Source organism: Bathymodiolus azoricus thioautotrophic gill symbiont (genome assembly GCF_001298715.1).
Taxonomy (GTDB): domain Bacteria; phylum Pseudomonadota; class Gammaproteobacteria; order PS1; family Pseudothioglobaceae; genus Thiodubiliella.
The window spans coordinates 1-1477 of the sequence record NZ_CDSC02000260.1; the positions used below are offsets into that span (position 1 = coordinate 1).

The 1477-nt window shown below is 38.7% G+C and carries 2 protein-coding genes; both read right to left on the reverse strand.

The annotated features are described in order from the left end of the window. Positions 1-429: single-stranded DNA-binding protein (locus BAZSYMA_RS04955; RefSeq protein ID WP_090716257.1), on the reverse strand; the 429-nt coding region annotated here is incomplete at its 3' end. A gap of 151 nt (positions 430-580) precedes the next feature. Further along, positions 581-1477 (reverse strand): hypothetical protein (locus BAZSYMA_RS04960; RefSeq protein WP_143243108.1); only part of this gene is annotated, 897 nt, incomplete at its 5' end.

Consider the following 1477-nt stretch of genomic DNA (forward strand, 5'->3'; position numbering starts at 1 on the left):
TTGTAAGATATCCGCATCATCGGGCACTTGCTCTGCTGCACTACTATTGTCAGCGTCTTCGACTTTTGGCGGCTCTTTTACTTCTTGCTCTTTTTTGTCAATAACTTGTAAAACAGCGCTGTATCCTGATAATACTATCTCTGTTGTCCATCTATCGTTGCCACCTTTGTCTTGCCACTTACGGGTGCGTAACACGCCTTCTGCATACACTTGGGTGCCTTTTTTAACCCAATCCTTTACTAACTTTGCAAGTTGTCCAAAAACAACCACTCTGTGCCATTCCACAGCTTCGCTCTTATTGCCGTCTTTATCTATCCAGCGCCTGTTAGTGGCGATTGATAAATTAAGAACTGCATCACCGCCACCCGTATATCTAATTTCTACTGAACCAACATGTCCTGCAACCATCACTTTATTAATGTTTAACATTTATCACTCCTTCTTTTTATAAAACACTTGTCAACATTAGGATTAAATCTTTTCAAAACCTCTAACATTGATCCAAAATACTCTTTTCTAGTTCTGCCACAATACCCCTTCTTTGGACAATCTTTATTGCTACAAAGATCCATAATTCACTTTATCCGCCTACAATTGTGGGTGTAATTAAAATAACAATCTCTCTACGCTCAAAAGACTTTTGCACGCCTCTGAAGAACATATCCATAATGCCACCATCTGGCAAGCCTTTGGCAGCATTGGCAACTTTTGAGGCAATCAATCCGCCTAGATGAATGGTTTTTCCACTCTCAACTATTACTTGGGTTCTTAATTTTTGCAATGCAATATTGGGGGTTTTAAATTCTTGTGTTGAATTGTTAGAACCACTCGTTAATGTTGTAAACGATTTGATACTTGATATGATTGGCACGATATTGACAACAATTCTGTTATCGGGCAATATCTTGGGCGTTACTCTCATATCAATGCCAATATTCATTCTTTGAATATCAGATGTTGTGGTTATCTGACCTTGGGCATCTGTTGCTGATTTTATTGAAGCGATATAACTAAATTCATCGCCAGTAGTGATGTAAGCCTCACGCCCATTAGTAACAGTAATATTTGGCTGATTATCAACCCTAACATTGCCTTGTTTGCGTAAAAGATTTAACATGACGCTAAGTGATATTTTATTGCCTAAATTCAAAGCAGTTCCGATGGGAGACCCAATAGATATAAGTCCAGCCCCGTCTATGACTTGCTTTGAATTGTTGCTAATTTGGAATTGACCCGATGATTGTTTAGATGATGATTGTTTAGATATAAGGTTCCAATTAATACCTTGCCCGATTGACTCATCAATAGTCACATCCAGCACTTGAACTTGTAAATGTACCTGGCGATTGCTAGACTTTATTAAACCGCTAAGCCAAATGTCAACTTGCTCAAGTTTTTTTGGCATACCCGTCACTGTCACAGTGCCTAATTGTTTATTGTGAACAACAGAAAACGCCTTTATTTGCTCTTCAGCTTC